This window comes from Leifsonia sp. PARNA 1/14 (assembly GCF_055720965.1).
On record NZ_JBVQSP010000003.1, the window covers coordinates 378132 to 383777 of the forward strand.

Genomic DNA, 5646 nt, shown 5'->3' on the forward strand with positions numbered 1-5646 from the left:
GTCCTCGACGAGAAGCTCACGGCGTGGCTCGGGGTCTCCCGCACGCCGATCCGCGAGGCCCTGATGAAGCTCGCCGACATCGGCCTGGTCGAGATGGCGCCCAACCGCTACACGCGCGTCGCCCCCATCGACCTGCGCGCCATCGACGAGGCGATCTACACGACGGGACTCCTGCACGAGTATGCGGCCCGGACCTCTGTGCCGGCGCTCGACAGCGCCGCCCTCGGGCGGCAGGAGAAGGCCCTCAAGGAGATCCGCAAGGCCGCCAAGTCGAGCAGCCTCCCGGCCCTCGGCCGTGCGCTCAACGACTTCTTCCTGGAGTTCGAGCGCAACAGCGACAACGCCGTTCTGCTTTCGATCAGCGAGGGGCTGAGCCCCCAGGTGCTGCGCTACATCGCGGTGTGGAAGCAGCCGTTCGACACCGACGACCTGCCCGGTCGCGTCGCCGAGATCCTCGAGGCGGCGAAGGCGCACGACGGCTCGAAGGCCGGCGACCTGGTGCGCGACCTGTACGCGTCGTCGCTCACGCAGTTCCTGGCGGACTACCGCCGTTCCGACGCGGAGATCGACGAGAGCCCGGTCGTCTGACCGTCGCACTCCGAGCGTGCCCGGTGCCGACAGGCGCCGGGCACGACTGCGTTCGGGCCGGGCCCGAAGGCGTTCAGCCCTCGGCGTCGACGGCGGCTCGGCCCGACACGACCGAGCGGATGTACGACGCCACCTTCTCGTGCTCGGGATGCACGACGTAGCGCTGCAGCGCCGCCTCGTCGGCGAAGTCGCTGACCAGCACGAGGTCGAAGTCGTTGACCGGGAGGGAGTTGACGCCCACCTCGAAGTGCAGGATCTCAGGAATCACGGCGGGGAGCGACTCCAGGCCGGCCTTGATCCGCGCGGCCTGATCGGCGCGCTCGGCCTCGTCCGTCGACGCGAGCTTCCACATGACCACGTGACGCAGGGTCAACGTTCCTCCTCCAGCAAGGCGGTGCGCAGACGCGCCGGATCGACGCGCCAGTAGGTGTGCTGCCGGCCGTCGACCAGCACGACAGGGATGTCCTCCACGTACCGCTCGTGCAGCTCGGCGTCGTCGAGGATGCTGCGCTCCTCGACCTCGACGAACGGAGCGCCGTCAGGCAGGTCGGCGATCACCGAGCGGATCACCTCACGGGCGTCATCGCAGAGGTGGCAGCCGGGTTTGCCGATGAGCGTGACGATGACGGAGGACACGACGACCAGCTTAACGGCAGAAAGCGCCGACCCTGACGGATCGGCGCTCGAGCAGCAGACGCTGAGGTCTACTTCTTGTTGCGACGCTGGTGGCGCGTCTTGCGAAGAAGCTTGCGGTGCTTCTTCTTCGCCATACGCTTGCGACGCTTCTTGATAACGGAACCCACGTAGACCTCACAAAGTTGGTGGTTTGCCGCGGGAAACGCGGCGACACGAGCATCCAGTCTACCCGACTTCACGCCGAGTCCGCGACGCCGCCCTCGAGATGGGGCGCCACGGTCTTCAGCGCCTGCGCGACAGCGGACTCCGGAACCCGGAACGACCGGCCGAAACGGATGGCCGGCAGTTCACCGGCATGGACGAGCCTGTAGACGGTCATGCGGGAGACGCGCATCATGTCGGCCACTTCGGCGACCGTCAGGAAACGCACATCCCGTAGGGCGTTCGAGCCCCCTTCGTGAACCATGCGGTGTCCCTCTCCTGCCCGTCATCGTACTCGGGTCGTGACGACGGGGAACTAGCGAACTCTAGCCGCTTCGAGGCTTCAGTCTCTACGCCACTTCTTCGGCGTGACCCGCTCGACCCGGCGCCGCGTGTCAGCGAGCACCTTACCGACCGAGCTCGCGAACTCGCGCGTCTCATCGGCCAGTTCGACCGTGTACGCCGTCAGGTCGACATCGGAGGCGGTGAACGGGATCACCCAGTCCTCCACGGCCTCCAGCGGGGCCGGGTCGAGCCGGTAGTAGCGGTGCTGTCCCTCCTCGCGCACCGACACCAGGGACGCCTCGCGCAGCACCTTGAGATGCTTGGAGACGGTCGGCTGGCTGAGCTCGAGGGTGGCCACGATCTCCGAGACCGAGATCTCACCGGCGGGACGCGAGTCATCCGAGTTGCGGTCGAGCAGCACTCTGAGGATGTCGCGCCGAGTCGGGTCGGCGATCACGTCGAAGATGTCGGCCATTGCACCAGGCTAGTCGCACGGGTGGCGGAGTACCATGTCCGAAGCTGTCGGTGGGAGGAACGGACGATGCGCACGACGCAGGCGGCCCGGCGGGGACCCGCGGCCGCGGGGGGACGCACTCGCGCGGCGCTCAACGCCTTCGCCCAGCGCAGCCCGTCGCGGTTCGCGATCATGGTCTTCCTGCTGCTGATCCTGGTCTTCACCCTGCTGTTCTCTCTCCCGATCTCGTCCGCCTCCGGCAGGTGGACCGGGCTCGCGGACTCGCTGTTCACGGCAGTGTCGGTGATCTGCGTGACCGGCCTCGCGACCGTGGACATGGCGACCCACTGGTCGGTGTTCGGCCATCTGCTCGTCTACATCGGCGTGCAGGTCGGCGCGGTCGGCGTGCTGACGATGGCGAGCATCCTCGGGCTCGTCATCTCGCGCCGGCTGGGGCTGCGCGCCAAGCTCATCGCCGCCAGCGACAGCAACCCGCAGCGCATCCACGCCGGCCCGGTAGCCGAGGGCCAGGCGGTGCTGCTCGGCGACGTCGGCAAGCTCCTGCGCACCGCCGCGATCAGCATGGTCGTCATCGAGGGCGGCATCGCGCTCCTGCTCTTCCCCCGCATGCTGATCGCCGGGATGGACGTCGGCGTCTCGATCTGGGAGAGCCTCTACTACTCGGCGATGGCCTTCACGAACACCGGGTTCGCGCCGAACACCGAGGGCCTCACGCCGTTCCTCGACGACTACTGGTTCCTCGGCGCGCTGATGATCGGAGTGTTCCTCGGCGCGATCGGGTTCCCGGTGATCCTGGCCATCGCCTCCAACCTGCGCAAACGGCGCAGGCGGTGGTCGATCCACGTCAAGCTGACGCTGCTGACCTCGGTCATCCTCCTGGTGGCCGGGGCCGTTCTCTACATCGTGCTCGAATACGACAACCCCAAGACCTTCGGGCACCTGGATGCCGGTCACACCGTCTTCCAGTCGTTCTTCCTGTCGACGATGGCGCGCTCGGGGGGCTTCGCGACCATCCCGATCCAGGACCTCCACGGGTCGAGCCTGCTCGTCACCGACATGCTGATGTTCATCGGCGGAGGTTCGGCCTCCACCGCGGGCGGCATCAAGGTGACGACGCTGGCCGTGCTGTTCCTCGCGGCGTTCGCTGAGGCGCGCGGCGTGGAGTCGATGGACGCGTTCAAGCGCCGCATTCCGATCGACGTGCTGCGGCTCTCGGTCGCGGTGGCGCTGTGGGGCGCGACGATCGTCGCGGTCGCGAGCATCCTGATCCTGCAGATCACGAAGGCGCCGCTCGACCATGTGCTGTTCGACGTCATCTCGGCGTTCGCCACCTGCGGGCTCTCGACGGGCCTCACCGAGAAGCTGCCGGACGCCGGCGTCTACGTGATGGCCGCCACGATGTTCTGCGGCCGCGTTGGTACAGTGACTCTCGCCGCGGCGCTGGCCCAGAGCCAGCGCAAGCAGCTCTACCAGAACCCTGAGGAGAGGCCGCTCGTTGGTTGACCGGATCAAGCACAACGCGCCCGTCCTGGTGATCGGACTCGGCCGTTTCGGCGCCGCGACAGCGGGGCAGCTCGACCGGCTGGGCCGGGAGGTCCTGGCGATCGACACCGACGCCGCGCTCGTGCAGAAGTGGGCCGATCGCGTGACGCACACCGTCCAGGCGGACGCGCGCTCGATCGAGACCCTGCGCCAGATCGGCGCGGAGGACTTCTCGATCGCGGTCGTCGCCGTCGGTTCGTCGATCGAGGCCAGCGTGCTCATCACCGCCAACCTGGTCGACCTCCATGTGCCGCAGATCTGGGCCAAGGCGATCTCGCAGTCGCACGGCAAGATCCTCGAGCGCATCGGCGCGAACCACGTCATCTACCCGGAGGCCGAGGCCGGCGAGCGGGTGGCGCACCTGGTGTCGGGCAGGATGCTCGACTTCATCGAGTTCGACGACGACTTCGCACTGGTGAAGATGTTCCCGCCGAAGCCCATCCGAGGCGTCAACCTGTCGCAGTCGGGCGTGCGCAGCCGTTACAACATCACGGTCGTCGGCGTGAAGAGCCCCGGCAAGCCGTTCACCTACGCCACTGCCGACACCGTCGTCTCCAATCACGACCTCATCATCGTCTCCGGCACCTCGGCAGACATCGAGCGCTTCGCCGCCCTCGAGGCCTAGCCGCGAGGCGGCGCATTCTCCGCCGCTTCGCGCGTATTCGGGCGCACTTTGCGCCCGTCTCGCGGGTCAGGAGGTGGGGGCGGCGAGTTCGCGGGCTCGGGCGAGGGCGGCGTCGGTCGCGCGGGTGAACAGGGCAGGGAGGTCGGCGTCCGCGAGGACCTCGATCGCCCGCTCGGTGGTGCCCTTGGGGCTCGTGACCCGGCGGCGGAGCTCGGCCGGGTCCTCGCCGGAGGCGACCAGCAGCTCGGAGGCGCCGAGGAACGTTCCGTTCACGAGAGTGCGCGCCTGCTCCGGCGTGAAGCCCTTATCGATGGCGGCCGCAGTCAAGGCCTCCACCAGATAGAACACGTACGCCGGCCCCGAGCCCGAGATCGTGCTGAGGGCGTCGAGCTGCGACTCGGGCACCTCCACGACCTCTCCCACGGTCTCGAAGAGCGACCGGACCAGCTCGAGGTCGGCCGGCTCGGTGCGGGTCCCCGGGCTGATCCCGGTCACGGCCTTGCCGACCACGGCCGGGGTGTTCGGCATCGACCGCGCGACGACGACGGTGTCCGGGAGCAGCGACTCGAACGTCGCGACGGTGACGCCGGCGGCGACGCTGACGACGATGGTCCCCGGCGTGAGGGAGGACGCGATCTCGCGCAGCAGATCAGGCACCATCGCCGGCTTGACCGCCACGATGACGATCGCGGCGCCGTCGACGGCGAGGCGGTTCGCAGCGCCGTCCTTCTCGGTCGCGAAGGCCGTGACCCCGGGGATGCCTTCGAGCTCGGCGGCGCGCGCCGCGGAACGGTTGGTGACGCGGATCCCGCCGGTCACCTCCACGCCTGGAGCGGTCAGCCCGGAGAGGATGGCGCGGCCCATCGAGCCCGCGCCGAGCATCGCGATGGTGGGCAGCGTGACGTTCTGCGTGTCGGTCATGGGGCCATCCTAGGATGAGGGCATGAGCGCAGAAGGCGGTACCAGGGCGATCGTCGCGGCCTTCGCCGCCAACCTCGGCATCGCCCTCACGAAGTTCATCGCGTGGGCGTTCTCCGGTTCGTCCTCGATGCTCGCAGAGGGCGTCCACTCGGTCGCCGACTCCGGCAACCAGCTGCTCCTGCTGCTCGGCGGCCGCCAGGCGAAGAAGAAGGCCGACAAGGAGCACCCGTTCGGTTACGGCCGCGAGCGCTACGTGTACGCGTTCGTCGTCTCGATCATCCTGTTCTCCGTGGGAGGCGTCTTCTCGCTCTACGAGGGCGTGGAGAAGCTCACGCACCCCCACCCACTGGAGAACTGGTGGCTGCCGCTGCTG

General features: G+C 68.4%; 10 protein-coding genes. 4 read left to right on the plus strand and 6 right to left on the minus strand.

Annotated features, from left to right (window positions below):
- The coding region (locus AC0HS0_RS11325; RefSeq protein WP_472964090.1) for a GntR family transcriptional regulator at window positions 1-588 on the plus strand (588 nt) is incomplete at its 5' end.
- 73 nt (window positions 589-661) lie between these two features.
- Here the strand turns inward: AC0HS0_RS11325 and AC0HS0_RS11330 are convergent.
- The 5 genes from AC0HS0_RS11330 to AC0HS0_RS11350 all read right to left on the minus strand — a co-directional run bounded on the left by AC0HS0_RS11330 (window position 662) and on the right by AC0HS0_RS11350 (window position 2185).
- Window positions 662-961, minus strand: a complete 300-nt coding sequence (locus tag AC0HS0_RS11330) for a Dabb family protein (RefSeq protein ID WP_472964091.1) — start codon at window positions 959-961, stop codon at window positions 662-664.
- Complete coding sequence (locus tag AC0HS0_RS11335) at window positions 958-1224, minus strand: glutaredoxin family protein (protein WP_472964093.1); 267 nt, start codon at window positions 1222-1224, stop codon at window positions 958-960. The genes AC0HS0_RS11330 and AC0HS0_RS11335 overlap by 4 nt, the downstream gene beginning before the upstream one ends.
- Before the next feature lie 68 nt (window positions 1225-1292).
- Window positions 1293-1391, minus strand: coding sequence for a 30S ribosomal protein bS22 (locus AC0HS0_RS11340; RefSeq protein ID WP_003792170.1), 99 nt, complete (start codon window positions 1389-1391; stop codon window positions 1293-1295).
- Window positions 1392-1459: 68 nt separating this feature from the next.
- The gene (locus AC0HS0_RS11345; RefSeq protein WP_055920656.1) at window positions 1460-1690 is read right to left on the minus strand and encodes a helix-turn-helix domain-containing protein; all 231 of its coding nucleotides are present in this window, start codon (window positions 1688-1690) and stop codon (window positions 1460-1462) included.
- Window positions 1691-1768: 78 nt separating this feature from the next.
- Window positions 1769-2185: an ArsR/SmtB family transcription factor gene (locus AC0HS0_RS11350; RefSeq protein ID WP_472964094.1), complete on the minus strand. Its 417-nt coding sequence runs from the start codon at window positions 2183-2185 to the stop codon at window positions 1769-1771.
- Between the two features lie 66 nt (window positions 2186-2251).
- On the opposite strand from AC0HS0_RS11350, the gene AC0HS0_RS11355 reads away from it, so the two are divergent.
- Window positions 2252-3688: a TrkH family potassium uptake protein gene (locus AC0HS0_RS11355; protein ID WP_472964095.1), complete on the plus strand. Its 1437-nt coding sequence runs from the start codon at window positions 2252-2254 to the stop codon at window positions 3686-3688.
- Window positions 3681-4352, plus strand: a complete 672-nt coding sequence (locus AC0HS0_RS11360) for a potassium channel family protein (protein ID WP_472964096.1) — start codon at window positions 3681-3683, stop codon at window positions 4350-4352. Before AC0HS0_RS11355 ends, AC0HS0_RS11360 begins: the two co-directional genes overlap by 8 nt.
- 66 nt (window positions 4353-4418) lie before the next feature.
- On the opposite strand, the gene proC is transcribed toward AC0HS0_RS11360, so the two are convergent.
- The gene (gene proC / locus AC0HS0_RS11365) at window positions 4419-5273 is read right to left on the minus strand and encodes a pyrroline-5-carboxylate reductase (protein WP_472964098.1); all 855 of its coding nucleotides are present in this window, start codon (window positions 5271-5273) and stop codon (window positions 4419-4421) included.
- Window positions 5274-5295: 22 nt separating this feature from the next.
- Between proC and AC0HS0_RS11370 the strand changes: the two genes are divergently transcribed.
- Window positions 5296-5646, plus strand: a 351-nt coding sequence (locus AC0HS0_RS11370) for a cation diffusion facilitator family transporter (RefSeq protein ID WP_472964099.1), incomplete at its 3' end; no start/stop codon positions are given.